Raw genomic sequence first — 26,946 nt, 5'->3', positions numbered from 1 at the left:
TGCGTCTGTTCTGTCGACCAATATCTACTCCGTTATCGACCGACAGTTTCTTTGCCTTCCCCTCCAAACCGGGTGGCAAGGAAACTCATTATGGCGCCGATGACCATGCCATCCACGATTGACCACGCGCCGGAGGAGAAGAGAGAACCTTCCCCAAAGATCGCGGTGGCCACCGCGTCAAATTCGGTTTGTGCCAACATCCATAAAACCAGCATCATAAAGCCGCCGATTAACGGACCGCGCACCCACCATGGCATCGGCATATGCAGCACCGGATGGTAAGTCATAACTCCCATTATTCCGATGAAGCCGCCCATCATTGTGAGGTAAAACACCAAACCCCACCGGAAAAGTAACGAAAGATCCGGCACGATCTGTGGCAAAATGAAAAATGCAATGAACCCAAAAATCAAACCGATGGTTTTGCCAATGGCAGCCCGCAGTAATAAAGATGGTTTCGTCAGCATCTTTCTTTCCTCTTAAACCAAATCTAACTGAATCTAACTTGCCGCTATTTGATATAAATCAAGTGGTGGGGATTATTATTGGCCAGATGTTTAGGGAAAATACCGGGCAGGACGAAGCGCCCGATCAGCTTGTGCTGTCGGTTGATCACTATTTGCGGTGTACGAGGTGATATTCAACTCGTCATCAATGGTTATTTGTGAGGCAAATATCACCCCGTACAGCAAGGATTTTTCCTTGTCTCAATAGATTTCGGAGTGCTGACCCGAATAGCTCCCGCGTTGGTTCAACGCTGCCCTTGGTGGCAGGCAAATCACATTGAGTTGGCCACCCTTTCGCGTCCGAAAACGTGCCTTGCTCTTTTCCCACATGAGGCAAGCCCATCTTCCCCCTTGCCCGTCAACAAGCCGCCGGAAAGCATTGGTGCGAAAAGTGGGTCCATTATACCAAAGGGTTAGGGACCGGGGATAAGTTTTTTATTGACTCAGTTAGTCATTTTGCTAATTGATGAATTATGGAAGAAGATTTTGTGTTTGTGGCGAACGCTTTAGCCCATGAGAAGCGATTGAGAATTTTGGAATGGTTGAAAGACCCGGTGGGTAATTTTCCACCTCAGGTTGATGGCGACCTGATCAAAGACGGGGTTTGCTCCATGTATATTGCGGACAAATTGGGGGTGAGCCCACCCACCGCATCGCAGCACTTGGCGCTGTTGCGAGATGCTGGGCTGATCAAAGCCACGCGGATTAAGAAATTTACTTTTTATCGGCGTGAGGAAGCGGCAATTGCTGCCGTTGCCAAGCGCATTAAAAACGAACTTTAAAAGCATACATCAGGGAAGAGTTATGTCAGACGAATTGGCACTTTTGGCCGAGGCGGATCGGCTTGCGGCAGATTATTTGCGTTCAGTTGCAGAACGGCGGGTATTTCCGACCCAGCAGGCGCTGGATGATTTGGCGGCATTTGATGAAGAGCTGCCCACCGCGCCAAGTGCGCATGGCGATACGCTGAATATGCTGCAACGCTATGGTGATCCGGCCAGTGTCACCAGCAATGGCGGGCGCTATTTTGGCTTTGTGATCGGTGCAAGCCTGCCCGAAGCAGCTGCGGCGGAGCGGTTGGCGCTGGCATGGGACCAATGTGCTTCTTCCTACGTGAACTCGCCGGTGATGGCGAAAATTGAGCAAGTGGCGACCAAATGGGTTTTGGACATTTTAGACCTGCCACGGGAAAGCCAGATCGGTTTTGGCACCAGCGCTACCGCTTGCGGCCTGTCCGTTTTGGCTGCCGCACGGCGCACGCTTTTGGCGCGGCAAGGTTGGAACGTGGATGAAGACGGGCTTATGGGCGCGCCTGAGATCAGATTGGTGGTGCCGCAAACCGTGCATATCACCGTCAAAAAAGCGGCGCGCTTGCTCGGCTTCGGCTTGAACCGTTTGATCGAGGTCCCTTGCGATGAGTTTGGCCGGGTGATCCCGGAACAATTGCCTGCGCTGGACGACAAAACCATCCTCGTGCTGCAAGCAGGCGAAGTGAATATGGGCGAGTTTGACCGCTTTGCTGAGATTATTCCCATGGCGCAGAAGGCAGGTGCCTGGGTGCATGTGGACGGGGCCTTTGGGCTTTGGGCGCGGGCCAGCGCATCCAAAAAGGCGCTGACCGAAGGCATTGACCTGGCCGATAGCTGGACCACAGACGGCCATAAATGGCTGAACACGCCATATGACGGTGCTATGGCCATTTGCCGCCACGCCGACGATTTGGCCGCGACCTTGAACGCTGATGCCGTTTACTCCACCGCAGAGCCTTATGCGCAAAAGAACCTTGTGCTCGAGTTTTCCCGCCGGGGCCGGGGTATGCCCATTTGGGCCGCCTTGCGCAGCTTGGGCCGCGAAGGTGTGGACGAGATGGTGACCCGTCATTGTAACCAGGCGCAAAAACTGGCTGACGGGCTGCGGGCAAAAGGCGTGACGGTGATTAATCGCGTTGTGCTGAACCAAGTGCTGTGCACTCTGGGCGACGCGGCAAAAAATGAGGCGTTGTTGAAACGCGTTACCGAAGAGGGCGAAGTTTGGTTTGGCCCGTCTAAATGGCAGGGCGAAAGCGTGTTTCGCTTGTCGGTTTCGTCTTGGCGCACGACTGACGCAGATATTGCGCGGGCGGTTGAAGTGATTGGGCGGCGTGTTTAGTCGCTAGTGCTGCATGGACCCTCGGGTCGGGCCCGAGGGTGACGTAGATTGTGGTAGGCGTTTGCCATAACTCGCGACCGTTATTCCTGCATAGGTGGGAAGCTATTTATGAGTTTCCGCGGACAAGTCGCTGGCTTTGTGCTCCTTGGTTTGTGCTTGTCTGGATCCCCGTTTTCACGGGGATGACGGCTGTGGGGTGCCGCCAGCTCTGGTCTTAGATTTAGCTGAATTGCCGTTTGGCGGGGCGCAAATGGATTGCAAGATCAAGTCTTGCAATGACGTGGGGCGGTGGATGTTTCCTTGGGGCCGTCCCGTACATGATGCGGGACCAAAATAGCCACCGCGAAGGGCGCAGTTGGCCCCGGATCAGGTCCGGGGCTGCCCTATGGAGGGCATAGAGCTTCGGGGGAAATAGGAAGCTTGGGGAAATAGTTCGGCTTTGGCATGTTCCGCTGTATGCTCAACACTCTCACGTCATTACCGGACTTGATCCGGTAATCCATTTGAGTTTTCGGCTTTGCAACTCGCTAGTGGTAGCACCCCACCCTTAATCCCTCCCCATCTAAGGGAGGGAAACCGTGCTGTGCCTTGATGATTAGGCTGAGCTGCCCTCATTTGCGATCACATCCAGAAACACTTGCCCATAGCGGTCGAGTTTGGATTTGCCGATGCCGTTGATTTCGAGCATGGCGTTTAGGTTGGTGGGTTTGGCTTGGGCCAGTTCAACAAGAGTGCGGTCGTGGAAGATGACGTAGGCGGGGACCTTGTTGGTTTTGGCCAATTCGCTGCGCACGGACCTTAGTGTTTTGAGCAGGGATTGATCTTCTGTGTTTAGGGGCGTGTTTGCCGCGGCGTTGGCGCGTGCGGTGCGTTTGGCGCGGAGTGGTTTTGCGTAATGCCGCATGGGCAGGGCGGGTTTTTCTTTGATGAAGGCGCGTCCGGCGCGGGTGATCATAAAGCCGCCATGGCCTTCGGGGTTGAGGCACAGCAGGTTGCTGGCGATCAATTGCCGGAAGACGTTTTGCCATTCGGGTTTGGTCAAATCCTGACCGATGCCGAAGGTGGGGATTTGGTCGTGCCCAAATTGGGTGATGCGTTCATTTTCGGTGCCGAGAAGCACATCGATCAAATAGCCAATGCCAAACCGTTCGCCTGTGCGATAAACGCAGGAGATGGCTTTTTGTGCGGGAATGGACGCATCGAAGGTTTCGGGAGGCTGTTCGCAGGTGTCGCAATTGCCACAGGGGTCGCAATGATCGTCAAAATAATTGAGCAGCACTTGGCGGCGGCATTTGGCGGTTTCGCACAGGCCGAATAAGGCGCCAAGCTTTTGGTGCTGAATGTGTTTTTGCTCCATGGGCGCCGTTGAGGCTTCGATCCATTGCCGCTGTTGCGCTGCATCTTCCATGCCATAAAGCATCAGTGCATTGGAGGGCTGGCCATCGCGCCCGGCACGGCCCGTTTCTTGATAATAGGCCTCGATATTTTTCGGGGTGTTCATATGCACGACAAAGCGCACATCGGGTTTGTCGATGCCCATGCCGAAGGCGATGGTGGCGACCATGATGATCCGTTCGCCCTGCAAAAAGGCTTGCTGATTTTGCGCGCGGACTTCGGTGGGCAACCCGGCATGATAGGGCAATGCCTCTATGCCTTGATCGCAAAGCCAGGTGGCCATTTCCTCAACATTTTTGCGGGAAAGGCAATATATAATGCCGCTATCTTCAGGGTGCTTTTCTTGAATGAACCGCAGCACTTGATTGCGGGGGGAATTGCGCAGGGCAATCGCATAATTGATGTTCGGTCGATCAAAGCCACCGATAAAACTGCGCCCGTCATCTAGCGACATGCGATTTACAATGTCGGCGCGGGTTTGAGTATCTGCGGTTGCGGTGAGGGCGACGCGGGGGACATTGGGGAAACGTTCGGCCAACATGGACAGGGCGGCATAGTCAGGGCGGAAATCGTGGCCCCATTCGGAGACGCAGTGGGCTTCGTCAATGGCGAACAGGGCGATGTTGCACTTATCCAAAAATGATAAGAAGTCGGGCATCATCAGCCGTTCGGGGGCAACATAGAGCAGATCGATTTCGCCCTGCCGTACCTGTTGGCGGACAGCGCTGACTTCTTCAAAACTCATGGTGGAGTTGATCGCGGCGGCCTTGATGTTCATCTGCTCAAGAGCGTTGATCTGATCTTGCATCAAAGCGATCAAGGGCGACACGACAATTGCCACGCCGTCGCGGCAAAGGGCTGGAATTTGATAACACAGCGATTTGCCCGCGCCTGTCGGCATGAGCACAAAGGCGTTGCCCCCATTCACCACATGATTGATGACAGCTTCCTGCTGCCCTCGAAACGCGTCATAGCCGTAATAGTCGCGCAGGATGGAGATGGGGGTATTTGTCATAGGCTCAAATGGTCGTGGGCGTTTTTGTGTAGAATCGGGCCTAGTTTAGTTGAGATGACGGTGAATTGATATGCGGTGTGCTGTGTTATTCGTGTTGAATTATTGCTGTGAGGCTGGCCGCAAATGGATTGCAAGATCAAGTCTTGCAATGACGGTGGGGGAGTTTGTGCGGGTGTGCCTTGGCTATATCCCCGGTGCAGTCCTGCACTTGATGCGGGACCGATATTTATCTTGCGGGCGTTGTTGTTGGCCCCGGATCAGGTCCGGGGCGGCTAGGTGTGTGGTGACGGTCGTGCCTAAAAGGCTAATCGCCTAGCGCGTCGTCCATGACGTCGAGTTCCATTTCTTTTAGGCGCTTGACCTCGTCGCGGAGGCGGGCGGCTTCTTCGAACTCAAGGTTGGTGGCGGCGTCGCGCATTTTGGCTTCAAGGTCTTTAATCGTCGCGGCGAGATTGTCGCCCACATGCACATCACCTTTGGAGAATTTGTCTTTGCCAGTGGCCACGGTGACGCGGTCGCCTTCATAGACAGATTGCATGATGTTTTTGATGTTCGATTTGACCGTTTGCGGCGTGATGCCATGCTCTTCATTGTAGGCCAACTGCTTTTCGCGGCGGCGATTGGTTTCAGCAATCGCGCGCTCCATAGAGCCCGTCATATTGTCGGCATAGAGCACGACACGACCCTCAGCGTTCCGCGCGGCGCGGCCGATGGTCTGGATCAATGAGGTTTCGGACCGGAGGAAACCCTCCTTATCCGCATCAAGAATGGCGACGAGCGCACATTCGGGGATGTCCAAGCCCTCACGCAGCAGGTTGATGCCCACCAACACGTCAAAGGCGCCAAGGCGCAGGTCACGGATGATTTCGATCCGCTCTACCGTGTCTACATCCGAGTGCATGTAGCGGACTTTGATGCCTTGCTCATGCATATATTCAGTGAGGTCTTCGGCCATCTTTTTGGTCAGCGTGGTGAGCAAAGTGCGGTAACCCTGCTTGGCGACCTTTTTCACCTCGTCGATCACATCGTCCACCTGATTGGTGGCGGGGCGGATTTCGACGATTGGATCGGTGAGGCCTGTGGGGCGAATGACTTGCTCGGCGAACACACCGCCTGTTTGGTCCATTTCCCAATTGCCGGGGGTTGCCGAAACATAGACCGATTGCGGCCGCATGGCGTTCCATTCCTCAAAGCGCAATGGACGGTTGTCCATGGCAGAAGGCAGGCGGAAACCATATTCAGCAAGGGTGGCCTTACGTCGGAAGTCGCCGCGATACATGGCGCCCAATTGGCCGATGGTGACGTGGCTCTCGTCCACGAACAGCATGGCATTGTCAGGCAGATATTCGAACAGGGTTGGGGGCGGCTCGCCGGGTTTACGTCCGGTGAGATAGCGCGAATAGTTTTCAATGCCAGCGCAGGAGCCAGTGGCTTCCATCATCTCCAGATCGAAGAGGGTGCGCTGTTCCAAGCGTTGGGCTTCAAGGAAACGGCCCGCGCCATTAAGTTCCTGCAAGCGGCCTTGCAGTTCGGTTTTGATGTGCTTGATCGCTTGGGTCAAAGTTGGCCGCGGGGTCACATAGTGTGAGTTCGCATATAGTCGAATGTGCTTAAGCTTGGCGGCTTTTTTGCCAGTGAGCGGGTCAAACTCGACAATCTCTTCAATCTCATCGCCCCATAGGGTGACGCGCCACGCGGCGGTGTCGTAGTGGGCGGGGAAGATTTCAATGGTGTCGCCGCGCACGCGGAAGGTGCCGCGGGTGAAGGCGGCTTCGTTGCGCTTATATTGTAATGCCACCAGTTCGGCGAGCAGTTCACGTTGATCAATCTTTTGCCCTTCAGACAGATCGACGATCATGGCCGTATAGCCTTCCACCGAGCCGATACCGTAGATACAGGATACGGAGGCGACGATAATCACATCATCCCGTTCAAGCACAGCCCGGGTGGCTGAGTGGCGCATCCGGTCAATCTGTTCGTTGATGGTGGATTCTTTTTCAATGTACGTGTCGGTGCGCGGCACATAGGCTTCGGGCTGGTAATAATCGTAATAGGAAACGAAATATTCCACCGCATTGTTGGGGAAGAAGCTTTTGAATTCGCCGTAAAGCTGGGCTGCCAGTGTTTTGTTGGGCGCAAGAATGAGCGCTGGGCGCTGCGTTTCGGCGATCAAAGAGGCGACGGTGAAGGTTTTACCAGAACCTGTGACGCCCAACAGCACTTGGTCGGTTTCGCCATTATTGATGCCTTCGCCAAGTTCGGCGATGGCGGTTGGCTGGTCGCCGCGCGGTTCAAATTCGGTATCCAGTTCGAAGCGATGGCCACCTTCCAATTTGGCTGGACGGGCCGGGCGGTGCGGTCGCCACGCCTCGGTGCCTTCAACTTCTTTCCGGCCATGTTCAATCAAATCCTGCAACGCTTGCACGGTGGCGGTGACGCCGCCAGTGGAGCCGGTGAGCGACTTTGCGTTTTCTTTGCTTTTGGCTTTCGCTTCCGGAATGTGATTGAAACCAGCTTGCGGTGCCTCTGAAAACCCATCGAGGTTTGTGGGGCGTTCCACCGCGTTCGCCTTGGACTTTGGCGAGCGTTTGGACATGCCGGTTTTGGTTTCCGGATTTGAGGTTTTGGTGGTTTTGCGTTTTGCCTCTTCCGCGTCCGCACGGTCGAGCGCGCGCTTGTTTCTCAAACGATGCTGGGGCAGGGGCTTTGAGGCTTCGATGTCTTCCGCTTTTTCAATTTCTGAAATGAAATCGTCGATGGAAAAGTCGGCCTTGGCGGGCCGTTGAGATTTTTTATCGTCGCTCATGAAAACTACCTTGGTGCGGATGTGCTGATGATACGGACCGCGAGTCTGTTGGGATCAGTATAGGGAATGTAAGTTGGAACGTAAAGAGAACAAGGGGTAATCCGAGCAGAAGGGCAAGAATTGTAAAAATTTGGCTTGCCCTTCGCGAATTCGCGGCTGTTAGAGCACCATTTGCACAATGATCATGATCACAGTGCTGGCGGCGATATAGCCTGCCTCAGTCATTTTGGCATACATGCTTTTGCCCACAAATGTGTTGTTGGCATATTGCAGGGACAAGAAGGTGAGCACGATCAGCAAGATCACCACATATTGGCCACTGTCGGCGAAAAGAGCCACAACCCACGCCAGCAAAAACATGCCCAAAAATTGGGTGATCATGGCGTCAATGGGCGGTTGGCCCGTTTCTTCCATATTGGCGCCAATGCCTTCTGCCCATTTTTTGACAAACAGGACAGGCGAATACCACAGCCATCCCAAAACAAAGCCCAGAACGGTGCCGATGATGATGGCAAGCCAGCTAACATTATAAAGATCAACCATTTATTCCCCTCCACAAAAGTTGATGGGTGCAGAGTGGAGCGCAATTGCGCAACTGACAAGAGATTAATCGCTGCGGCCTATATGCTGGTTCGTCATATCAAAGGTTGACAGAATGTCGCAGCTGGGTGCATGTATAGCGCCCCGTTCGACTCTTTTTCCTCAATCCGCATATTTTGCGAAGAAGGCTATCATGACAGATATTAATCAAACTGCCGCTGATTCAGCGCCTGCAGACGATGCTGCACCTGACCATTCCGGCCGAAATCGGCTGGTGATCGCGCTGTTGCTCGCTTCCACCTTTGTGGTGTTTTTGAACGAGACCATTATGAGCGTGGCAATTCCGCGTTTGATGGCTGCACTTGATGTGACCGCAGGTGCGGCGCAGTGGTTGACCACGGCTTTCTTGCTGACCATGGCTGTTGTTATTCCTGTGACTGGCTTTTTGATCCAGCGGATGAATACACGTCCTATCTTCATGATGGCGATGAGCATTTTTACCGTGGGTACTTTTATCTGTGCGGTGTCGCCTGGCTTAGAATTGCTGATTGTTGGCCGCGTGATCCAAGCGGTGGGCACGGCGATTATGATGCCGTTGCTGATGACCACTGTGATGACATTGGTGCCGCCGGAAGGGCGCGGCAAAACCATGGGCAATATTTCGATTGTGATTTCGGTTGCTCCGGCCATCGGGCCGACAATTTCTGGCTTTGTGCTGGAATATTTAGAATGGCGCTGGCTGTTTATTCTGGTGTTGCCGATTGCATTGTTGGCTTTGGCAGTTGGTTCGCGCTTTATGAAAAATGTGACTGAACCTCGTTACGCGCCATTGGACGTGCTTTCCGTTGTGCTTTCAGCGGTTGCGTTTGGCGGCATTGTGTATGGCCTATCTGGCTTTGGCGGTGAAGGCACTGCACAGATTGCTGGTTTGCCAAGCTGGGCACCATTGGCAATTGGTGCAGTGGTGATGGTGATCTTTATTTTGCGACAATTGTCGCTGCAAAAGAATGATGCGGCGCTGTTGGATTTGCGGACTTTCAAATCCAAACTTTATTCAATTTGCGTGGGCATGTTGGCGATCAGCATGGCGGCGCTGTTGGGCACCGTGATTTTGCTGCCGATCTATACACAAAGCGTGTTGGGCATTGATGCCTTACAAACTGGTTTGCTGTTGATGCCGGGTGGATTGCTAATGGGTCTTTTGGCGCCAACTGTTGGCCGGCTTTATGACCGCTATGGCCCGCGTCCGCTGGTTATTCCCGGCACGATTTTGGTTTCAGCTGTGTTGTGGGCGCTTACACTTGTTGGCGAAACCACCAGCACGTGGAACATTTTGATTGGCCATATGGTGCTGAGCATTGGTTTGGCGCTGGTGTTTACACCGCTCTTTACCTCGGGTCTTGGTGCGGTGCCGCCTAAACTTTATTCGCATGGTAGTGCGATGTTGGGCAGCATTCAGCAAGTATCAGGCGCAGCGGGTGTGGCGTTGTTTGTGGCTGTTATGTCCATTCAACAACGTGCGGCAGCTGAAGCGGGGATGGATGTTGTGCCCGCCTTGACCAATGGTATCCGTTGGGCATTTTTGTGCGGCGCGATCATTTATCTGTTCGCAGTTGTCGGCGCCTTGTTTGTGCGGCGACCAGCTGATGCAAAACAGGCTGCAGAAGCGGCAGCACACTAAAGAAAAAAGGGCCCGCGAGGGCCCTTTTATTTTACTTAGTCGACAAGGAAATAGGTGATGGTGGTGACCACGCGTACCTTTTTCTCAATTTGTCGATCAGGCCGATCATTCGGGATGTCTACCGCTGGCAAAATCTGGAACACGCCTTGATTGGCCGTTTGGATGTTGCCAACTTTTGAATCTGACTGCACCGCAAATTGTTGCGCTGCTTCGCGGGCGCGCTCCGTGGCTTCGGTCAACATATCTCCCTTCAAATCATTTATGCCTGTGAAGACGAATGAGGGGCCGCCGGACCAAGCGTCTGACGAAAACACGACGCCAGCGCGCAACAGCTCAGTGATGTTGCGTGCCGCTTCGGACAGTTTTTCCACTTCACTGGTGGTGACCAGCAAATCTTCAGTGAGGGTGAAACGGGCTTCGGCAGGATAATTGCCGCCATTATAGCCGGTGAACCGATCTTCAACCTTGATGTTTTGCACTTCGATCTGTTCATCCGTGAAGCCATTGTCTGCCAGAAAATCGCGCACGGACTTTTCAGCTTGCTCCAAATCGGCGCGTGCCGCTTCTAGCGTGGGGCCGGAGGCAACAAATTTAATGGGCCAGAAGCCCAAATCAGCTTTAACATTTTGTTCGGCGAGGCCTTTGACCGTGACCGTGCGAATAGGCTCGCGCGACCGTTCAAGTGACTGGCCAGCTAGCCAACCCGCGCCGGAAACACCGAGCGCCAAAAGCAACGCTCCTAGTAAAATTGAAATACGCATAATGATCCCCTCCAAGGATTTTCACTATCTCACGCCGAAAAAGGGGCGGAATTTGGACAAAAAACACCCCCGGTTTGCGGACCGGGGGTGCCTTAGCGCTCACGCTATCTTTCAAAATCCTTATTGGACTTTGATAGATGAGATTTCGTCATTCAAGCGCCGACCGATGCGTGGGAAGTTGCGGTCAACTGTGCGGCACAAGCCACGGTAGCCAGCATGTTTACACACGGTTACCTCAGCGCCACCAAAGACGCGCATTGAACTGATCGTATCGTTCCAATTGTGGCGTAGACGACGAACACTTTCACCTTCGTCTAGGCAGAAGCTGCGGCCGCGATAGTTTGCGTGCTCATAAAAACAGGCTTTTGCTTGCGGAGGACGGTGTGGACGGTTTGGACGGTTGCCAAAGTTAAAGCTGAAGGTGCCATCGCTACCAAACTCAATTGAGAAGCCTGGATTGTCGTTATGGCTGCCACCATTGTTGCCGCCGCCGCTGCGACGTTGCAGATATTTGGCAGAAACCCAACCGTCAGGGCCACTGTGGGTGACATAACACCATGTGCGAGAATTTGTGCAGCGCTCAACATTTACGCGCTCGCCAGAATATAGTGCGTCTACCACACGGTAATTGGTGCCAGGGCCAGAGCGCACATTAAGGGCCGTTTTTGATGTTGCTGGGAAAGCCATTGCTGCGCCAGTAAATACTGTGACACCTGCAAGGGCCAGACTTGTTGTTTTAACAAATTTACTAAGGCTCATTTTTTCTCTCCCGTAAATGATCCGTTTGCTGTTCATGTGGGAGATAAAACGATATTGCGCCTGAATGGTTGCTGAACGGGCTTGTTAATATTCGGTTCATATTTGGAAAATGCGCCGAATTGGAGGCTTTTAGGGGCGAGGTTTCAGTATGTTTCGCTGGCGTAAGATTATGTAATTAATTGGCTTTTACGCGTGATGGGTAGTTGGCGAATTTGAACTGAAATCGCGAAAAAGCGCTCTGAAAAAATTAAAAAAAGATTAATTTTGGTGTTTTGGGGCGGTCGAACCGCCCCTTCAAGGTAGCCGTTTTATTGGTTGAACGAGCTTGGTTTGCCTGAGGCATCCAATGCCACATAAACGAATGTGCCGTCAGTTACTTTCACCCGATCTGTTGCGCGATTGCGGCGAGCCCATGCTTCCATATAAACGGTGATGGAGGTGGTGCCGGTTTTCTCAATGGTTGTGTAAACGCACAAAACGTCACCGATTTTAACGGGCGCAATAAAGGTCATGGCTTCAATGGCCACAGTGACCACACGGCTATTGGCGCGCTCAGATGCGGCAATGCCGCCTGCAATATCCATTTGGCTGAGTACCCAGCCGCCGAAAATGTCGCCAGCGGGATTGGTGTCAGCAGGCATGGCCACTGTGCGCAGGGTCAATTCGCCTTTGGGATCGGTTTGATGGGGCATTGGGTTTGCTATCCTAATTGAGCCAATGAATCGTCGTCATCTTCATCTAAGGTTAGTGGCGTTGCCGGGTTTGACTCAAGCCGAAAAGCGGTGATCACGGCTGGATCGCGCATTTTTTCTTCCCAATGTTTGCGGCACATGGAGACATAGATCTCTTTGCCGATGGAAACCTGATCGCCTTCGCGCATGGGCTGGCCATGCTCATCAAAACGCACCACCATGGTCGCTTTGCGTCCACATTCACAAATGGTGCGGATCTCGCGCAAAATATCGGCGATGGCCAAAAGCTCGGCAGAACCTTCAAACAATTTGCCCTGAAAATCGGTGCGCAGGCCATAGCACATGACCGGAATGTTCATATGATCAGAGACGCGTGCCAATTGCCAAACTTGCTTGGAGGTGAGGAACTGGGCTTCATCAACAAAGATACAGTCGACCTTTTCCTGCTTGTTGGCGGCAACAATTTGCTCCAGCAAATTATCTTCCTGCCGATAGAGATTTGCCTCCACGTCCAGACCAATGCGCGATGAGATTTTGCCAACGCCACCTTCGGCATAAAGCGCGGAGGTGTATAGAAGGGCATTCATGCCCCGTTCCTGATAATTATGGGCGGCCTGCAGCAAGATGGTGGATTTGCCCGCATTCATGGCAGCGTATGAAAAATATAGTTTGGCCATGCCCTTGGTCCTTTAATGGCGCCCATGTCAGATTCGATGGCTTAATTATGAACCAGATTGACCAAAAATGAAGGGTGGGGCGGCGACTATTTGCCGGTTCGCCACAGATTTTAGCTGTTCTGCGACCAGACAAAAAGAAGGCCGCTGGCGGAGCGGCCAATGGCATGCTTGTTGGGGGCGCACGCCGGTTGCAATTTTCGGGGCTATTGCAACAGTTTTGTTGAAAGCAGGAATGATACCTCCAACAACGGTCAATCTATGGACCGCATTTTACAATTTGGCGTAATTATTGTGACGCTTTTGTGACCATCCACAGGGCTGTGGATAAGCTTTAACCGCATTTAATGCGCCAAAATATCAATGCCTGTCGAATTCAGCCATTCCCGAACGACAAATCATAGAGCATAATTTAAACGGGCAGCCGGGAGGAGCGGTGTGATGGAAATTGAAAAGGTTCAGGCATTTTTGCGCAATCTGGACAAGAATAATGAAAAGGCTTGGTTCGGCGCACATAAGGAAGAATATCAGGCGCTGATTGTTGCGCCGCTTTTGGACGTGGTCGAGGCAATGCAGGACGAGCTGGTCGCGCTAAACCCGCCGCTTAATGCTGTGCCGAAGATCAATGGTTCTTTGCGGCGCATTTATCGGGATACGCGATTTTCCAAGGATAAAACGCCCTATAATGTGCATGTGCATTTGGTGTTTTGGGCAGGCGATCATGCCACCAAATCTCCCGGTACGCATATTGCCTTGCATCAAGATGGCTATGGATATGGCGCGGGCTTTTGGGCGCTGGATAAGGACCAATTGGCGCAGATGCGGGCGCAAATTGTGAGCGATGAGGGAACCAAGATTGCTGAGGCTGTTGGGGCGGCTGAAGCCCATGGCGTACCGTTAAATGCGCCGCAGTTGAAAAGAGTGCCAAGTGGATTTGATGCGGCCGCGCCTTATGCTGAATGGCTGAAACTCAAAGGGCTTGTGGTGCGCAATGAGCGGAAACCTTATGAGGCATCAATCTTTAATGATCAGCAGAAATTAAAGGCGCATTTTGTTGAGATTTGCCAGCAGATGGCACCGGTAAACCAATATTTGATGGAACAAGTGTTTTAAAATCGCGTTGGCTATTCACATTCGCGCCATGATCCCTATGTAATGAGCTATGTGCGGGCGGCGCATGAACAAGGAGCATTCAATGCGCAATTTAAAAACAGTTATTTTTGCAGGCCTTTTGGGTCTATTTTCAGCCGGTGCTGCTTCGGCGCAGGATATGTCCCCCGAAGGCATTTGGCAGCCAGCGAACAAAGAATCTCGCTATAAAATCACCTATTGCGGTGATGACAATACCAAGCTTTGCGGCATTGTGGACTGGATTCAACCTGAACACCAAAATGCTGAAAATAAGCAATTGATTGGCACTTATTTGTTTTCAGAATTGCCTAAGCGGTCAGAGAATAAATGGCGCGGCAAAATCACTCTGCGTGGGCACACTATTCGTGGCAATGTGACCCAGCTTTCGCCTGATAAGTTGAAAGTGGATGCCTGCATGCTGATCTGGTGCGAGGAAGTGACCCTCGACAAGTTTTCCGATTTATAATTCGAGATTGGTGACCGGGTCGATCGGGTGCTTCTTTTCCCGTTTGGCCTGTATGATGGGCACAGTTTCAACCAACACGATGGCCAAGAAAATCAAGAATGCGCCCATATAGCCGACCATGCTCAGGCGTTCGCCCAACACAAGGGCGGCGCCAATGGCGGCGAAAAGACTTTCACCTGACAAGATGATGGCGGCATTGGCCGCAGGCACATGTTGCTGGCCGATGGCTTGCAAGGTGAAGCCCACTGCGGTTGAGAGTAGACCCGCATAAACGATCTCTTTCCAACCCAATTGTAGCACTTCAAGGCTAACGGTTTCGAGCGCGAAGCCGCCGCCAAGGCTATAGAGACCTGCAAGGATAAAGACGACTGCGGACACGGTGATTGGGCGCTTGGTGAGGGCCGCGGTGTAACCCAGCAGCATCACATGCACAGCCCAGAAAATGGCACTGCTCATCACAAGGAAATCACCGACCACAAAATTGTCGAGGCGAGCGCCATTCAATAAATACAGGCCGAGGAGGGCCAGCGGGGCGCAAACCCACACGATATAGTGTAGTTTTTGACGGAAAAAGAGCGTCAGAATGAACGGCACAAAGAACACATATAGGCCAGTGAGGAAGCCTGCATTGGTGACCGTGGCGGTGAGCAAGCCCGCTTGCTGCAACCAAGAGCCCAAGAAGAAGGCGGCGCTGAGGATGAAAATCAACCCCCAAGCGCGTTTGGAAATGGGCTCAGCTTGGCGCTTATGCTCGAACCACGCCAAAGGCAGAATAACGATGCCGCCCAGCAGATAGCGTGAGGCCAAAAAGGTGAGTGGCCCCATGGAATCCATTGCGGACTTTTGCGCGATGAACGCAAAGCCCCACACCATGGTGGCAATAAGCATAATGACAGTCGCCAAGGAGCGGGGCATAGCAAGGTCCTACTTTTTGGAAAGGTTCGTCAGAGCACCTGATCGAGGGCGCTGATCAATTGTTGGATTTCGGCCTCATTGGTATAATGAACGAACGATGTGCGCAAGACGCCATGGTTCGGGTCGATATCCATGCCTTCCATCAAGCGATATACATAGAAATGACCGCCAGCGGCCATGATTTTATGTTCCGCCAAATCGCGGGCCAGTTCCAAGCCCTGCTTTTCGCAAATCATAGAAATGGTGGGCACCCGTGCATCCAAATCATCGGTGCCGACAAGGCGCACTTTATTGGAGGATTTCAGATAATCCATCAAAGGAGCCAGCAAGGCTGTTTCTTGCTCGCGCAGGGCGCTGAACAATTTGCGCTCATTTTTGTTGGGCGCTGCGATATTTAGTTCTTCAGCAATGTCGTCGAAATAGGCGGCAATGCCGGCGCTGGCGGCGATTTGCGCGTGGTCTGGCCCGGCAGGCACCAAGCGTTTGCGCGGCAAACCATCGTTGAAGAAATGGCCTTGGTTGGGCAATTGCTCCGCCAAGGCAGGATCAATGGCCATCAAGCCTTGGTGCGGGCCGAATGTTTTGTAGGTAGAGAACAGATAAATATCTGCGCCCAACGCCGAGAGGTCGGGCATGGAGTGCGGCGCATAGGCGACACCATCCACAATGGTTTTGGCCCCAACTTTTTTGGCGGCGGCGCACACTTCTGCGACTGGATTGATTTCGCCCACAATGTTGGAGGCGTGTGGGAACGTGATGAGTTTCACTTTGTCGTCGAGCAGATTTTCGAAGGTCGCAAACTCAAGCGACCCTGTGGATGGGTTGACCTTCCACTCGCGCACTTCCAACCCTTTTTCGGCAGCCATGCGGCGGACCGCGCCTGTGTTGGCTTCATGGTCCTGATTGGTGACAATGATCGCATCGCCAGCCTTGAGCATTTGGCCAAAAGCATGGGCCAATGTGTAGGTGTTCGCCGTTGTGGAGGGGCCGAAGTGAATCCAGCTTACATCGACATTGAGCAAACGGGCCAAGGCATCATGGCCTTCATCCATTTCGTTGCCTGCTTCTTTTGAGGCTGGATATTGGCCATAGGGCTGCAATTTATGGGCTGTGTAATAATGATTGTAGCGATCAATCACCTGCTGGCACATATAGGAGCCACCGGCATTTTCGAAAAATGCCCAGCCATTGAGGCTTTCCTCTTCAAATGCAGGAAAGTGTGCTCGAAATGTTGCTGGATTGATTGGCAGATTCATGATCGTCCCCCTTTTGGTTGTACCAAATTGGTATCGGGGGATTGGATGATTGGCAAGCCGGAAACATGCCCTGTGGGCCATTGAAAATATTGATGGGTCGCCCACAAATATTTATGTGGTCGACCCATGGGAGAGAAAGTGCGCTGCCGGGGTGAGATTATGCGGGAGAGGTGCTGGCAGCCCAGGGGCACGTTTGGGCCGCCAGCGACAGCGCCACTTACGGGTAATTATGCGTCGCTGTCATCCTCGTCATCATCATTGTCCTGATCACCACGATGCTTCGGGCCATGTTCGCCACGCTCGCCTTTTGGGCCTTTTTTGTTGAGCTCAGCTTTTTGCTCGTCGCTCAAGCTGTCATAAAAGTCAGCGAAGGCCGGGGTGATTTGGCTCATGGCATCAAGTTGCAACTGCATCATGGCCTGGCGTTTTTCCATGCCTTCCACCGGAGTGGCTGGCTTGGTTTCTTTTAATGGCGCACAGGCATCAGCCGCGTCAGTTTGGGCTTCCGTCACTGCTGCTTTCAGCGCGTTGAACGCTTCGGTTTGATCAGCAGTGAGTTGCAAACGTTCGGCCATTTTATCCAAGCGTTCGCCAGCTTTTTCGGTGCCTTCAGGTGCGCACACCATGTCCAAGAAGCCGTGGCCGCCGCGAACCATGCGATGTTGGCCGCCTTTTTTGCCTTTATGCTTTTGTTCAGCGCGTTTGCCGTCGCCGTGATTGTCGGCATAGGCGGCAACCGGAGCCAAAGCAGAAACAGAGAGGGTGCCAACCAACGCTGTAGCGAGGGCGAGAGTTGAGAACTTTTTCATGGTGATCTTCCTTTCGATCGGGGTGTCCGTCTGATCGAGATTGAAGATAAGAAACTGCAGCTTGCGGGAAGTTTTCCATTAGATGACAATTTGGTAAGTTTGGTAATATAGGGACTGAAAATTGCGATAAGGCATTAAAAAACCAGCCCTTTTACGAAAGGGCTGGCCAAAACAAAAACCGCTTTGGAGGGGGAGTTATTTGCTGGACCGGTTTTTGTTTTCCTGCGTACGCACGGGGGAGGTGCGCCGCTTGGGAGCTGCTGTTGTCCGCCAGAGTTCAACGATTATGGCCAGACAGATGACAAGCGCGGGAATGATGATACCAAGGGCAACTTGATCTGCAGGATGGTCAGTTGCCGCGAGAGCCGGACTGGCTACAGCCCCTGCGCTTAAGAATAGGCCAAATCCTATGGTGAGGGCTGTTAGGATTTTAGATTGCTTTTTCATGTCATCGCTCCTTTGAACAGAAACGAATATGCGGTCCAAGTGCGGGAAAATTTTGAGTGAAATAAGAAAAATTCCGGCAGAAATTTAGGCTAATTTGTGACCGCCACAAAGCTTAACAAAATATGCGTTGCCAAACTGCAACGAAATTGGTTCAATCCCGAACGGAACGCGAGTTCTCCTCACTGCACGCCGAAGCTAAAAAGCTTTATTCTGGCGTAACTTAAACAAATAAGATCTATAAAAGGCCCACAAAAGATGGAAAAAATCTCTGCTGCATTGCGTCGTATCAAACCTTCCGCCTCTATGGCGATTTCGCAATTGGCGCTGGAAAAGAAAGCAGCCGGCGATGATGTGATCGCTTTGAGCGCTGGTGAGCCCGATTTTGATACGCCCAAGCCGATTCGTGATGCAGCTGCCCGCGCGATGGATGAGGGCAAGACCCGTTACACCGCAGCAAGTGGTATTCCAGAATTGAAGGCGGCGATTGCCCGCAAATTTGAGCGCGACAATAATATCAAGACCGATCCGGCTGATTGCTTTGTGGCCACAGGCGGCAAGCAGATCATTTATAATGCACTGATGGCGACATTGGACGAGGGCGATGAGGCGATTGTGCCTGCTCCATTCTGGGTGTCTTACCCGGAGATCATCAGCCTGGCCGGGGCAACGCCGATTATTGTGCAGGCGGATGCGTCACAGGGCTTTAAAATCACGCCGCAGCAATTGGAAGATGCGATCACTGACAAAACGGTTTGGCTTTTGCTGAACAGCCCGTCCAACCCGACAGGTGCGGTTTATAGCGCGGATGAAATGAAAGCGCTGGCTGACGTGTTGCGGAAATATCCGCATGTGCTGGTGCTGATGGACGATATTTATGAGCACCTAGTTTATGGCGACACCAAATTTGTGACCATGGCGGAAGTTGCGCCGGATTTGCAGGACCGAGTGGTGACCATGAATGGCGTGTCCAAAGCCTATGCCATGACTGGCTGGCGGATTGGTTATTGCACCGGACCGAGCTGGTTGATCAAAGCGATGAACAAGCTGCAGGGGCAATCTACGTCTAACGCGTGTTCGATTGCCCAATGGGCCAGCGTGGAAGCGCTGGAAGGGGATCAGAGCTTTTTGGCTGAATGGCGCGATGCGTTTAATGCGCGGCGCGACTTTGTTGTTGAGCGTTTGAACCAGATCGACGGCATTGACTGCCTGACACCGGACGGTGCGTTTTACGTTTACCCGTCATGCGGGGCATTTATTGGCAAAACCCGCGCGGATGGCAAAGTGATCGAAAATGATGAGGACTTTGTGATGGGGCTATTGGCGGAGCAGAATGTGGCCAGTGTGCATGGCGGGGCTTATGGCCTGTCGCCGCACTTCCGCGTGTCTTATGCTTTGTCGTTGCCGGAGCTTGAGCAAGCCTGCAACCGGATTGAAGCCTATTGCAAGGGTTTGAAATAAGGTTGGTCGATCAAGTGGATTGATCTTTAAACCCCTCCCCAGTTTGGGGAGGGGTTTTTGTTTGGTTATTGGCGTGCCGCTTTGCGGGCGTCGGCGTTGGCGAGGGTGTCGAGGAACACTTTGCGCACGCCTTCGCTGTCAGCAGCCGAGCACACATGTACGCGGCGGTTGCCGTCGGCCAATTCTACCGTGTTGCCCACTTCATTGCCATCGGGGATGGTGTTGAGCGGCACATGTTTGGTGGTGAACAATTCAGGATCCGTCAACGCGATGATGGCGGCCGGATCGTGCAGGGCACAGCCTTGAAGGCCAACATTGTTCACATAGAAATTGATGTAGTAGGTGGAAATCTGGCTCAAGAATTTGCCGATTTCTGGCGAGCTTTCGCTGACTTTTGCAAAGTCGTCCAAGGTGCAGACGATTTTTTGCGTCACATCAAGGCCAACAAGGGTGACGTCCCATTCAGCATCAAACACTTTTTGAGCAGCGTGTGGATCGTTCCAAATGTTGGCTTCAGCAAATTCGGTCACATTGCCGGGGGCATCAACGGCGCCGCCCATGATCACTACATTTTTCACGTTTTTGGCGATGGCTGGATCATGCTCCAACGCAAGGGCCAAATTGGTGAGCGGGCCAACGGCGCAAATGGTGATTTCACCTGGCTGTGCGGCGGTCATTTCACATAGAAACTCTGCGGCGCTGCGCGGGTCTTTTTCTGTTTTTGGATTGGTGCGCGGATAATCGCCGAATCCTTCAACGCCGTGCACAAAATCCGCATGTGGGTTTGGTGTTTGCACCAACGGCACTTTTGCGCCCTCAGCCACAGGGGTTTTTGCGCCCACCATTTCAGCCAAATGCAAGGCGTTGCGGGTGGCAGTGGTGACCGGCACGTTGCCGAAAATGGTGGTCATGCCCAGCAATTCGATGCGTGGGTCGGCATAGATGTGGTGGATGGCCATCGCATCGTCGATGCCCGGGTCCGTATCAAGAATGATTTTATGTTGGCTCATGAATGGGTCTCCAAAAAGTTTTGAACTTCGTCATAGGTGGGAATGGCGCTGGCGGCGCCCAAGCGGGTGACTTGGATGGCGCTGGCAGCGCTTGCGATTTTAAGAGCTTTTTCTGGGTCTGTGCCTTTATCCAACTCAGCCAAGAAAAAGCCGAGGAAAGTGTCGCCCGCGCCGGTTGTGTCGATGGCGTCCACCTTAAAGCTGGTGCTGGTGAAGGTGCCGGATGGCGTGCGCAGTTCTGCGCCTTTTTCGCCTTTGGTGACCAGAATATAGTCGCACTCGAGCTGATCGATGGGCTTGCCGGACGCTTGCGCCAATTGTTGGGCCTCAATTTCATTGACCGCGATCAAATCCACATGCGGGATGATGCTGGCGGCGCGTTGGGCGTCAAATGGGGCGGCGGCGTAAGCGATTTTCATGCCGTGCTGCTGCGCGACTTTCAGGGCGTGATCAACATTGTTGGTTTCATTTTGAAAGAGCAGCCAATCGCTCGAGGTGGCATCGGCTAGAGCATCGTCGATTGCCGCGTCTGAGAAGTTTTGGTTGGCTCCGCCGTTCAGGACGATATTGTTTTCGCCGCTATCATCTACATAGATGATGGCATGGCCGGTTGGGGTTTCGGTGACGGCGACTTTTTCAATGTCGACACCAGCATCTTTTAACAGTTCAAGCACCCAACCATCATCCTGACCGATGGCGCCGAAATGTTTGACGCTGCCATTTGCGCGGGCGATGGCGATGGATTGGTTGGCACCTTTGCCGCCCAAGCCTTTTTCAAATGAGGTGGCCGCCAATGTTTCGCCCGGTTGGGGGAAGTGGGGCACGCGGTGCACATAGTCAATATTGATTGACCCGAAATTGATGATGCTCATATCCAACCTTATCTTTTTGGCCGATCATATATAATTTAACCAAATGGTCAAAAATTATTTCAATCAACCTCACGGGGATTTTACATTTGATCATTTGCCCGTGAGCGCAAACCAGTTTTAACTGGCAAAAGCGCAAATGGGAGACTGAATTATGCATATTCGCAAAACGCCAAGCTGGCAACTCAAGGAAGCTGATGCCACCCCGGAGGCGGTGTTTCTCAATCGGCGGCAAATCATGGCTGGTGGCTTGGCTGCTGGCGCGATTGCGGCAAGCGGTGGCTTAAACATTTCTAAGGCCTTTGCGCAGGAAGGTCGCGCTGCGTTGGAGGCGGCGAAGAATGAGGCCTTTACACTGGACCGCGACCTGACGCCAGAAGATGTGAATCTCAATTACAATAATTTCTATGAATTTGGCTCGCACAAAGAAATTGCCAGCGCTGCGCAAGCGTTGGAGCCAAGGCCATGGGAAATCACCATTGATGGCATGGTGGAAAAACCGATCAAGATTGATATTGATGAGCTGATGGCCAAGATGACGCTGGAAGAGCGGCTCTATCGCCACCGCTGCGTGGAGGCTTGGTCGATGACTGTGCCATGGATCGGCTTTCCGTTGCGCAAGCTGGTGGAAATGGCTGCGCCCACATCTGATGCGAAATATGTGCGGATGGAAACGTTCAACGACCCAGGCGTTGCGCGGGGAATTAAGACCCAACCATGGTATCCGTGGCCTTATGTTGAAGGCGTGACCATGGAAGAAGCCAATAATGATTTGGCGTTTTTGGTGGTGGGTGCTTATGGCAAAGTGGTGGCTGACCAAATGGGCGCGCCGTTGCGCTTGGCGCTGCCGTGGAAATATGGCTTTAAATCCATCAAATCGATCGTCAAATTTACCTTCACCGATGAGCGGCCTGTGAGCTTTTGGGAGCAACTGCAGGCGCGTGAATATGGCTTTTGGGCCAATGTGAACCCGGAAGTGCCGCACCCACGTTGGAGCCAAGCGACAGAGCGGGTGTTGCACACGGGCGAGCGGGTGCCGACACAATTGTTCAATGGCTATGGCGAGCAGGTGGCTAGCCTTTATACGGGCATGGAAGATTTAGGCGATGCGCTTTATCGCTGATGGAAAGCAAAAGATAACGGGGAAGGGGCTTGCATAAATGCAGGCCCTTTTTTTGTGCAATGCAGACAAAAACTTCCCCTAAAACCAAAAAAGGCCCCGCGATGCGAAGCCTTAATCGGTACAGCAAACATCGAGGGAGGAGGGACGTGTTTGCTGTTCTTATGAGAGCTGAGTTCGTTGGGAGGAGGTAACGTTCTCAACTCTTATGTCTGTGTATATGCCCCCGACCCCTATGATTTACAAGACCTTAATGCGCATAGGAGGGATGCAGTTTTTGCATGGGTGGTTGTTTTTAGAATAGACGCCCGAAATGAGGCGGCGCGCAGGTTTGTTCTGCCCTAGTGATTTGGCCATTAGATTTAATTTGCGGGAGCAGAAAATGAGCCAGAAACATAAAGCAGAACAATTTAGGGACTTGCATCATGCTGAAGCGCCACTGGTGCTTTATAATGTTTGGGATGCAATGGGCGCGGGCAGCTTGGCTGAGGCGGGTGCGCCGGCGGTGGGCACCAGCAGTTGGGCCATTGCAAAAGCGCATGGCTTTGAGGATGGGGAAGAGATGCCCTTGGCATTTGCGGCGCAGATTGTGCACTGCATTGCGACGCATGTGGATGTGCCGGTAACGGCAGATTTTGAGGCTGGATATGCATCTGACTTGCGTCAATTGCGGGCCAGCGCGGAGCAGTTTCTGCGCACTGGCATTGTTGGCGTCAATTTTGAAGATCAGATTGTGGGTGGTGACGGGCTTTATAGCTTGGAGGATCAAGTAAACCGCATTCAAACTGTGCGGCATGTGGCGGATGATTTAGGCATTGCTCTCTTTATCAATGCGCGCACCGACATATTTATGCAAGCCAAACCGACTGATGATTTGGAGCATTTGGGTGAACAGGCGGTCGCGCGGGCGAAGATATATCAACGCGCGGGTGCGGATGGATTCTTTGTGCCCAATTTGGACAATGAAGCGATGATCGCCACCCTCTGCCAAGAAGTGGATATGCCGCTTAATATTATGAGCCTCGACCCCAATATGGATATTGCCAAAATGGCAGCGCTTGGGGTGCGGCGGATCAGCTTTGGACCAAAACCGATTTTGGATGCGATGGCGGACTTTCGGCAGCGTCAGATTGTTTGAGGGCATAAAAAAAAGACCTCGCCGGGAGGGAGGCGAGGTCTTAAAAGTTTTTGCAGACCACGAGGGAGGAGGGACGTTGTCTGCTTTGCTCTGAAGAGTGTTGCCCGTTGGGAGGAGAAGTACGCGCTCAACTCTTATATCGGTGATATGGGATATGGCGCTCTATATTACAAGCGTTGGCTGCGCATAAGAGCCGTGCGCCTTTTGCATGGGTGCTTGTAGGTGGGCGATGGTTTTGCGCCTATGGCCGGAAGCTGGCCAGCTTTATACCAAAAGCAATAAACACAGTTCCTGTGACACCTTTAAGCCAGCGCTGGAAATTGCCATTGCGGGCGAACTTGGTGAGCCCTGAGAATAGAATGACCATCAGGCCGAACCAGATGGCATTCAGGGTTGAGTGAATAAAGATCAGCAAAAATGATGTGCTCAACGCGGTTTCGCCCGGCGTGATGAATTGCGGGAAGGCCGCAAGGTAAAACATCGACACTTTGGGATTAAGCGCGTTGGTGAACAGGCCCTCCAAATAGGCCTTGAACAGGGTGCGCTTGTGACGAGCAGGTGCTATGTTGGTTGCAGGCGCGATGCCTTTAAATGCCGCGATCAGGGATTTGATGCCCAACCAGCACAAATATGCGGCGCCGATATATTTGATCAAGGTGAAGGCGAAGGCTGATTGCACCAGCAGCAGGGAAATGCCGAGGATGGACAGTGCGCCGTGCAAATAAAAGGCGGTGATGAAGCCAAGCACATTGGCAAAGCCGGCGGCGCGGCCTGATGTGGGCACGGTTTTAGCGATCAGTACGCCATTGGGGCCAGGTGAGATCACCAATAATGTGGCAACAAAGGTAAAGGTGATGATTTCTGACCAAGCCATATCGCATTCTCCCATCCGATATATTTGGCTTAATGCCGCTTTGAATTTTACGCAATGTTTAAGCGCAAAAAAAAGACCTCGCCGGGAGGAGGTGGCGAGGTCTTTGAATAAGTTGGGCAGACATCGAGGGAGGAGGGACGGTGTCTGCCTAAAAAACGATCTGACAACTTGGGAGGAGGAGGACGTTGTCATCACGTTATGACCCCTATATGGCGCATAGGACTGATTTTGCCAATAGGGTTCGGCGCATATGGGGTATGCGCTAAATGCATGGCTGAAATTTGGGTGCGAAAATAAAAAAAAAGCCCCATCCGAAGATGGGGCTAAAGAATTCAAGAGGAAACCTCTTACAAGGAGGGAATAGCGACGCAGTTGAGGGAGGAGGAACAACTGTGTGTGTCGCTTTTCTTGAGGCGCGTTATGCACATGGCTGCTTGGTTTAGCAATTGTTAATTGCGCATATCAGCTATGCGCCATGTGCATGGAAGGTTTTTGGGGTGATTTTAGAAGGCCCAATCGCGTGCTTTGGACACCAAAAAGTCGCGGAAAACGCCGACTCGTTTTGATGCTTTTAACGCAGGAGGGTAAACAAAATATGTTTCAAATTCAGGGGTTTCCACATCATCGAGTACCTGAACAAGGCTTGGTTCGCCCTCAGTGATATAATCTGGCAACATCGCGATGCCAATGCCTTCACGCGCGGCCTGCATCATGCCGTAAATCGCATTAACGCGCAAGATTGGCTGGCGTGGATTGTTTTCTGGGCGGCCCAAACGCTCCAAATAATTCACGTCACCAAGATATTCGGGGCTTGGATTCCCGAATGTAACAATGCGGTGATTGTCCAAATCGTCGACACATTTGGGGATGCCGAACTTTTCCAAATAGGAAGTGGCAGCATATAGGTGGAAATGCACCGTGAACAATTTGCGTTGAATCAGTTCAGATTGATTTGGACGGTGCAAACGGATGGCGACATCCGCTTCACGCATAGCTAGGTCCAACTCAGAATCGTTCAATTTGATTTCAAGCTGAATGGTTGGATAGCGGTCCAAGAACTCATCAATACGCGAGGTGAGCCATGTGGAACCAAAACCCACTGTGGTGGTGACCAGAAGCGGGCCGGACGGCATGTCCTGACTTTCGGTCATTTGTGCTTCAACCGATTGCAGCTCCCATGCCATGCGGTGGGCGGTGCGGAACAATTGCTCGCCCACCTCTGTCATCACCAAGCCGCGGGCATGGCGGATGAAAAGCTTGAGGCCCAAACTATCTTCCAAAGAGGAGATTTGACGGGAGACCGCCGACTGGCTCATGCCCAAGCGTTCACCCGCATGGGTGAAGCTGCCGGCTTCGGCTACGACATGAAAAATGCGCAGGCGGTCCCAATCAATGGCCATTATTCAGCAGCCTCGGCAACTTCTTGCGCAGCCAAGAACTTTTCGGCTTCCAATGCGGCCATGCAGCCCATGCCCGCAGCAGTGACGGCCTGACGGTAAATGTCGTCGGTGACGTCGCCAGCGGCATAAACGCCGGGTACGTTTGTGGCTGTGCTGTCTGGTGCGGTGACCAAATAGCCGCCATGCTTCATTTCCAACTTGCCTTCAAACAAGCTTGTGGCTGGTGCGTGGCCGATGGCGATGAAGACGCCATCCACATCCATTTCAGTGACCTCGCCAGTATTGCGATTTTTGATCTTAGCGCCAGTAACTGATTTAGGAATACCGTCAGTGCCTGTGACTTCTTCCAACTCGCTATCCCAAATGACTTCGATCTTTTCATTTTTGAACAGACGTTGCTGCAAGATTTTTTCCGCGCGGAAAGAATCGCGACGGTGCACAACAGTCACTTTTGAAGCGAAGTTGGTGAGGAAGAGGGCTTCTTCAACAGCGGTGTTGCCGCCGCCAACTACAATGACGTGTTTGTCGCGATAGAAAAAACCGTCACATGTGGCGCAGGCTGACACGCCAAAGCCTTGGAAGGCTTGTTCTGACGGGATGCCAAGCCATTTGGCTTGCGCGCCAGTGGCAATGATCAAGCTGTCGCAGGTGTAGATGGTGCCGCTATCGCCAGTAAGGGTGAAGGGACGTTTGTCCAAATCCACATTCACAATGGTATCGGTCACCGTTTTGGTGCCCATTGCTTCGGCTTGGGCTTTCATCTGTTCCATCAACCACGGACCCTGAATCATTTCAGCAAAGCCGGGATAGTTTTCAACTTCTGTGGTGATGGTGAGCTGGCCACCAGGCTGGATGCCTTGAATGACCACAGGTTCGAGCATGGCGCGAGCGGCGTAAATTGCGGCTGAGTAGCCAGCAGGGCCGGAGCCAATGATCATGACAGGAGCGTGCATATGCGCAACCTTCTCTTAGAATATTAATGTTGGCTATAGATTAGGTAAGGCGCGGGGCAGTTGCAAGAAGGCGTGGGACAGCTTTCACAAAAAGAGAAAAGAAAACCCCGGCTTTTGGTAAAG

General features: G+C 52.6%; 25 protein-coding genes. 8 read left to right on the top strand and 17 right to left on the bottom strand.

Annotated features, from left to right (window positions below; all coding sequences use genetic code 11):
• Nucleotides 1-32: 32 nt before the first annotated feature.
• Nucleotides 33-467 carry a hypothetical protein gene (locus tag ATL17_RS04600; protein WP_133571581.1) on the bottom strand — a complete coding sequence of 145 codons (435 nt, stop codon included), beginning with the start codon at nucleotides 465-467 and terminating at the stop codon, nucleotides 33-35.
• Between the two features lie 512 nt (nucleotides 468-979).
• On the opposite strand from ATL17_RS04600, the gene ATL17_RS04595 reads away from it, so the two are divergent.
• Nucleotides 980-1,288 (top strand): ArsR/SmtB family transcription factor, encoded by a 309-nt coding sequence (locus tag ATL17_RS04595; protein WP_133571580.1) that lies wholly within the window; start codon nucleotides 980-982, stop codon nucleotides 1,286-1,288.
• Between the two features lie 22 nt (nucleotides 1,289-1,310).
• A complete protein-coding gene (locus ATL17_RS04590) occupies nucleotides 1,311-2,654 on the top strand; it encodes a pyridoxal phosphate-dependent decarboxylase family protein (protein ID WP_133571579.1) in 1,344 nt (447 codons plus the stop codon).
• A gap of 595 nt (nucleotides 2,655-3,249) precedes the next feature.
• Here ATL17_RS04590 and recQ read toward each other — a convergent pair.
• The 3 genes from recQ to ATL17_RS04575 form a co-directional block, all read right to left on the bottom strand.
• On the bottom strand, nucleotides 3,250-5,064 hold the full coding sequence (gene recQ / locus ATL17_RS04585; protein ID WP_133571578.1) for a DNA helicase RecQ: 1,815 nt from the start codon (nucleotides 5,062-5,064) through the stop codon (nucleotides 3,250-3,252).
• Between the two features lie 304 nt (nucleotides 5,065-5,368).
• Complete coding sequence (gene uvrB / locus ATL17_RS04580; protein ID WP_133571577.1) at nucleotides 5,369-7,870, bottom strand: excinuclease ABC subunit UvrB; 2,502 nt, start codon at nucleotides 7,868-7,870, stop codon at nucleotides 5,369-5,371.
• A gap of 159 nt (nucleotides 7,871-8,029) precedes the next feature.
• Nucleotides 8,030-8,413, bottom strand: a complete 384-nt coding sequence (locus ATL17_RS04575) for a DUF1761 domain-containing protein (protein WP_133571576.1) — start codon at nucleotides 8,411-8,413, stop codon at nucleotides 8,030-8,032.
• 190 nt (nucleotides 8,414-8,603) lie between these two features.
• On the opposite strand from ATL17_RS04575, the gene ATL17_RS04570 reads away from it, so the two are divergent.
• Entirely contained in the window at nucleotides 8,604-10,091 is a 1,488-nt protein-coding gene (locus ATL17_RS04570; protein WP_133571575.1) for an MDR family MFS transporter, read from the top strand.
• Between the two features lie 35 nt (nucleotides 10,092-10,126).
• Here ATL17_RS04570 and ATL17_RS04565 read toward each other — a convergent pair whose 3' ends face one another.
• The 4 genes from ATL17_RS04565 to ATL17_RS04550 form a co-directional block, all read right to left on the bottom strand.
• The gene (locus tag ATL17_RS04565) at nucleotides 10,127-10,852 is read right to left on the bottom strand and encodes an SIMPL domain-containing protein (RefSeq protein WP_133571574.1); all 726 of its coding nucleotides are present in this window, start codon (nucleotides 10,850-10,852) and stop codon (nucleotides 10,127-10,129) included.
• Nucleotides 10,853-10,972: 120 nt separating this feature from the next.
• Nucleotides 10,973-11,611 (bottom strand): SH3 domain-containing protein, encoded by a 639-nt coding sequence (locus ATL17_RS04560; RefSeq protein ID WP_166638892.1) that lies wholly within the window; start codon nucleotides 11,609-11,611, stop codon nucleotides 10,973-10,975.
• A 308-nt stretch (nucleotides 11,612-11,919) separates the two neighbouring features.
• The gene (locus ATL17_RS04555) at nucleotides 11,920-12,303 is read right to left on the bottom strand and encodes an acyl-CoA thioesterase (RefSeq protein WP_133571572.1); all 384 of its coding nucleotides are present in this window, start codon (nucleotides 12,301-12,303) and stop codon (nucleotides 11,920-11,922) included.
• An 8-nt stretch (nucleotides 12,304-12,311) separates the two neighbouring features.
• Entirely contained in the window at nucleotides 12,312-12,980 is a 669-nt protein-coding gene (locus ATL17_RS04550; RefSeq protein WP_133571571.1) for a thymidine kinase, read from the bottom strand.
• Nucleotides 12,981-13,418: 438 nt separating this feature from the next.
• Here ATL17_RS04550 and ATL17_RS04545 point away from each other — a divergent pair, with 438 nt between their 5' ends.
• Nucleotides 13,419-14,090 carry a DUF2461 domain-containing protein gene (locus ATL17_RS04545; RefSeq protein ID WP_133571570.1) on the top strand — a complete coding sequence of 224 codons (672 nt, stop codon included), beginning with the start codon at nucleotides 13,419-13,421 and terminating at the stop codon, nucleotides 14,088-14,090.
• An 82-nt stretch (nucleotides 14,091-14,172) separates the two neighbouring features.
• Nucleotides 14,173-14,574, top strand: a complete 402-nt coding sequence (locus ATL17_RS04540; protein WP_166638891.1) for a DUF2147 domain-containing protein — start codon at nucleotides 14,173-14,175, stop codon at nucleotides 14,572-14,574.
• Here ATL17_RS04540 and ATL17_RS04535 read toward each other — a convergent pair.
• The 4 genes from ATL17_RS04535 to ATL17_RS04520 form a co-directional block, all read right to left on the bottom strand.
• Nucleotides 14,569-15,489, bottom strand: coding sequence for a DMT family transporter (locus ATL17_RS04535; protein ID WP_133571568.1), 921 nt, complete (start codon nucleotides 15,487-15,489; stop codon nucleotides 14,569-14,571). The two genes, ATL17_RS04540 and ATL17_RS04535, sit on opposite strands and share 6 nt — an antisense overlap.
• Before the next feature lie 29 nt (nucleotides 15,490-15,518).
• Nucleotides 15,519-16,745 (bottom strand): aminotransferase class V-fold PLP-dependent enzyme, encoded by a 1,227-nt coding sequence (locus ATL17_RS04530; RefSeq protein WP_133571567.1) that lies wholly within the window; start codon nucleotides 16,743-16,745, stop codon nucleotides 15,519-15,521.
• A gap of 227 nt (nucleotides 16,746-16,972) precedes the next feature.
• Nucleotides 16,973-17,554 (bottom strand): Spy/CpxP family protein refolding chaperone, encoded by a 582-nt coding sequence (locus ATL17_RS04525; protein WP_133571566.1) that lies wholly within the window; start codon nucleotides 17,552-17,554, stop codon nucleotides 16,973-16,975.
• Between the two features lie 195 nt (nucleotides 17,555-17,749).
• On the bottom strand, nucleotides 17,750-18,001 hold the full coding sequence (locus ATL17_RS04520) for a hypothetical protein (protein ID WP_133571565.1): 252 nt from the start codon (nucleotides 17,999-18,001) through the stop codon (nucleotides 17,750-17,752).
• Nucleotides 18,002-18,256: 255 nt separating this feature from the next.
• Between ATL17_RS04520 and ATL17_RS04515 the strand changes: the two genes are divergently transcribed.
• Nucleotides 18,257-19,459: a pyridoxal phosphate-dependent aminotransferase gene (locus tag ATL17_RS04515; RefSeq protein WP_133571564.1), complete on the top strand. Its 1,203-nt coding sequence runs from the start codon at nucleotides 18,257-18,259 to the stop codon at nucleotides 19,457-19,459.
• A gap of 65 nt (nucleotides 19,460-19,524) precedes the next feature.
• On the opposite strand, the gene ATL17_RS04510 is transcribed toward ATL17_RS04515, so the two are convergent.
• Nucleotides 19,525-20,469: a nucleoside hydrolase gene (locus ATL17_RS04510; protein WP_133571563.1), complete on the bottom strand. Its 945-nt coding sequence runs from the start codon at nucleotides 20,467-20,469 to the stop codon at nucleotides 19,525-19,527.
• Nucleotides 20,466-21,341: a ribokinase gene (locus tag ATL17_RS04505; RefSeq protein WP_133571562.1), complete on the bottom strand. Its 876-nt coding sequence runs from the start codon at nucleotides 21,339-21,341 to the stop codon at nucleotides 20,466-20,468. The genes ATL17_RS04510 and ATL17_RS04505 overlap by 4 nt, the downstream gene beginning before the upstream one ends.
• 151 nt (nucleotides 21,342-21,492) lie before the next feature.
• Between ATL17_RS04505 and msrP the strand changes: the two genes are divergently transcribed.
• Entirely contained in the window at nucleotides 21,493-22,461 is a 969-nt protein-coding gene (msrP, locus tag ATL17_RS04500; protein ID WP_133571561.1) for a protein-methionine-sulfoxide reductase catalytic subunit MsrP, read from the top strand.
• A 379-nt stretch (nucleotides 22,462-22,840) separates the two neighbouring features.
• Nucleotides 22,841-23,596 carry an isocitrate lyase/PEP mutase family protein gene (locus ATL17_RS04495; RefSeq protein WP_166638890.1) on the top strand — a complete coding sequence of 252 codons (756 nt, stop codon included), beginning with the start codon at nucleotides 22,841-22,843 and terminating at the stop codon, nucleotides 23,594-23,596.
• 241 nt (nucleotides 23,597-23,837) lie between these two features.
• Here ATL17_RS04495 and ATL17_RS04490 read toward each other — a convergent pair whose 3' ends face one another.
• From ATL17_RS04490 to trxB, 3 genes are all read right to left on the bottom strand, one after another.
• Entirely contained in the window at nucleotides 23,838-24,470 is a 633-nt protein-coding gene (locus ATL17_RS04490) for a LysE family translocator (RefSeq protein ID WP_133571559.1), read from the bottom strand.
• Nucleotides 24,471-24,973: 503 nt separating this feature from the next.
• Nucleotides 24,974-25,870 carry a LysR family transcriptional regulator gene (locus ATL17_RS04485; protein ID WP_166638889.1) on the bottom strand — a complete coding sequence of 299 codons (897 nt, stop codon included), beginning with the start codon at nucleotides 25,868-25,870 and terminating at the stop codon, nucleotides 24,974-24,976.
• Entirely contained in the window at nucleotides 25,870-26,823 is a 954-nt protein-coding gene (gene trxB / locus ATL17_RS04480; RefSeq protein ID WP_133571557.1) for a thioredoxin-disulfide reductase, read from the bottom strand. Before trxB ends, ATL17_RS04485 begins: the two co-directional genes overlap by 1 nt.
• Nucleotides 26,824-26,946: the final 123 nt, after the last annotated feature.

This window comes from Maritalea mobilis (assembly GCF_004363175.1).
Taxonomy (GTDB): Bacteria; Pseudomonadota; Alphaproteobacteria; order Rhizobiales; family Devosiaceae; genus Maritalea; species Maritalea mobilis.
The sequence above is the reverse complement of the archived record's forward strand: the minus strand, read 5'-3'. Positions and strand labels throughout refer to the sequence as shown.

Excerpts from the sequence above, each read along its gene's own strand:
- ATL17_RS04600 (WP_133571581.1), bottom strand. The coding sequence starts at position 467 with ATGCTGACGAAACCATCTTTATTACTGCGGGCTGCCATTGGCAAAACC.
- ATL17_RS04595 (WP_133571580.1), top strand. The coding sequence starts at position 980 with ATGGAAGAAGATTTTGTGTTTGTGGCGAACGCTTTAGCCCATGAGAAG.
- ATL17_RS04590 (WP_133571579.1), top strand. The coding sequence starts at position 1,311 with ATGTCAGACGAATTGGCACTTTTGGCCGAGGCGGATCGGCTTGCGGCA.
- recQ (WP_133571578.1), bottom strand. The coding sequence starts at position 5,064 with ATGACAAATACCCCCATCTCCATCCTGCGCGACTATTACGGCTATGAC.
- uvrB (WP_133571577.1), bottom strand. The coding sequence starts at position 7,870 with ATGAGCGACGATAAAAAATCTCAACGGCCCGCCAAGGCCGACTTTTCC.
- ATL17_RS04575 (WP_133571576.1), bottom strand. The coding sequence starts at position 8,413 with ATGGTTGATCTTTATAATGTTAGCTGGCTTGCCATCATCATCGGCACC.
- ATL17_RS04570 (WP_133571575.1), top strand. The coding sequence starts at position 8,604 with ATGACAGATATTAATCAAACTGCCGCTGATTCAGCGCCTGCAGACGAT.
- ATL17_RS04565 (WP_133571574.1), bottom strand. The coding sequence starts at position 10,852 with ATGCGTATTTCAATTTTACTAGGAGCGTTGCTTTTGGCGCTCGGTGTT.
- ATL17_RS04560 (WP_166638892.1), bottom strand. The coding sequence starts at position 11,611 with ATGAGCCTTAGTAAATTTGTTAAAACAACAAGTCTGGCCCTTGCAGGT.
- ATL17_RS04555 (WP_133571572.1), bottom strand. The coding sequence starts at position 12,303 with ATGCCCCATCAAACCGATCCCAAAGGCGAATTGACCCTGCGCACAGTG.
- ATL17_RS04550 (WP_133571571.1), bottom strand. The coding sequence starts at position 12,980 with ATGGCCAAACTATATTTTTCATACGCTGCCATGAATGCGGGCAAATCC.
- ATL17_RS04545 (WP_133571570.1), top strand. The coding sequence starts at position 13,419 with ATGGAAATTGAAAAGGTTCAGGCATTTTTGCGCAATCTGGACAAGAAT.
- ATL17_RS04540 (WP_166638891.1), top strand. The coding sequence starts at position 14,173 with ATGCGCAATTTAAAAACAGTTATTTTTGCAGGCCTTTTGGGTCTATTT.
- ATL17_RS04535 (WP_133571568.1), bottom strand. The coding sequence starts at position 15,489 with ATGCCCCGCTCCTTGGCGACTGTCATTATGCTTATTGCCACCATGGTG.
- ATL17_RS04530 (WP_133571567.1), bottom strand. The coding sequence starts at position 16,745 with ATGAATCTGCCAATCAATCCAGCAACATTTCGAGCACACTTTCCTGCA.
- ATL17_RS04525 (WP_133571566.1), bottom strand. The coding sequence starts at position 17,554 with ATGAAAAAGTTCTCAACTCTCGCCCTCGCTACAGCGTTGGTTGGCACC.
- ATL17_RS04520 (WP_133571565.1), bottom strand. The coding sequence starts at position 18,001 with ATGAAAAAGCAATCTAAAATCCTAACAGCCCTCACCATAGGATTTGGC.
- ATL17_RS04515 (WP_133571564.1), top strand. The coding sequence starts at position 18,257 with ATGGAAAAAATCTCTGCTGCATTGCGTCGTATCAAACCTTCCGCCTCT.
- ATL17_RS04510 (WP_133571563.1), bottom strand. The coding sequence starts at position 20,469 with ATGAGCCAACATAAAATCATTCTTGATACGGACCCGGGCATCGACGAT.
- ATL17_RS04505 (WP_133571562.1), bottom strand. The coding sequence starts at position 21,341 with ATGAGCATCATCAATTTCGGGTCAATCAATATTGACTATGTGCACCGC.
- msrP (WP_133571561.1), top strand. The coding sequence starts at position 21,493 with ATGCATATTCGCAAAACGCCAAGCTGGCAACTCAAGGAAGCTGATGCC.
- ATL17_RS04495 (WP_166638890.1), top strand. The coding sequence starts at position 22,841 with ATGAGCCAGAAACATAAAGCAGAACAATTTAGGGACTTGCATCATGCT.
- ATL17_RS04490 (WP_133571559.1), bottom strand. The coding sequence starts at position 24,470 with ATGGCTTGGTCAGAAATCATCACCTTTACCTTTGTTGCCACATTATTG.
- ATL17_RS04485 (WP_166638889.1), bottom strand. The coding sequence starts at position 25,870 with ATGGCCATTGATTGGGACCGCCTGCGCATTTTTCATGTCGTAGCCGAA.
- trxB (WP_133571557.1), bottom strand. The coding sequence starts at position 26,823 with ATGCACGCTCCTGTCATGATCATTGGCTCCGGCCCTGCTGGCTACTCA.